The 782-nt window shown below is 57.9% G+C and carries 1 protein-coding gene and 1 pseudogene; one reads left to right on the top strand and one right to left on the bottom strand.

Translation table 11 applies throughout. From position 1 onward, the window contains the following. Nucleotides 1-615, bottom strand: a 615-nt coding sequence (locus BC363_RS30620; protein ID WP_065787516.1) for an IS6 family transposase, incomplete at its 3' end; no start/stop codon positions are given. A 53-nt stretch (nucleotides 616-668) separates the two neighbouring features. Between BC363_RS30620 and BC363_RS34925 the strand changes: the two are divergent. Then, a pseudogene (locus BC363_RS34925) lies at nucleotides 669-782 on the top strand (IS6 family transposase); the annotation flags it as partial.

Below are 782 nucleotides of genomic sequence, written 5' to 3'. Positions count from 1 at the left end.
GAAAAGATTGGCAATCTGGCTATGGGCTGAGACGAAACGTTGGCATTGTCGCGGCGACTTGAAGCGCATCATGCGCCGCTCTCGTCGGCGCACAGGAAGGTGAGAATTCTCAGCACGGTTGTTGAGCCCTTTGTGTGAGCGATGCTCGACGCTCGGAATAAATTCAGCCTTGGCGGCCGAGTAGGAGCGCAGCTTGTCGGTCACCATCACCCGTGGCACGGCGCCCTGGCTTTTCAGCAGCTTGCGCATCAGCCGGAGAGCGGCCTTCCTGTTCCTGTGGCTTTGAAGGAGAGCGTCGAGAATGTAGCCATTGGCATCGACGGCGCGCCACAGCCAATATTTCTTCCCCTTGATGGATACGACCATTTCATCGAGGTGCCACTTGTCGGTAAAGCTGCCCCGCGACCGCCGCCGGAATTGATAAGCGAATTTGAGACCGAACTTTGCGGCCCACTCCGAGACGGTTTGGAACGAGACATCGATGCCGCGTTCGGCAAGCAAGTCTTCGACGTCGCGCAGGCTCAACGGGAACCGATAATAGAGCCATACCGCGTGGGCGATAATCTCGGCAGGAAAGCGATGGCGCCTGTAGCGGGTGATCGGGACTTCGGTCATGGCGCTCGGATACCATTCCCATCAGCACCAATCGGTTAAGGCGACGCCACCGTGCTGAGAATTCTCACCTTCCTGTGCGCCGACGAGAGCGGCGCATGATGCGCTTCAAGTCGCCGCGACAATGCCAACGTTTCGTCTCAGCCCATAGCCAGATTGCCAATCTTTTC

The sequence above is a fragment of the Ensifer sp. LC384 genome (genome assembly GCF_001695865.1).
Taxonomy (GTDB): domain Bacteria; phylum Pseudomonadota; class Alphaproteobacteria; order Rhizobiales; family Rhizobiaceae; genus Ensifer.
Note: the sequence above shows the minus strand (reverse complement) of the source record. Positions and strands in the feature narration are given on the sequence as shown.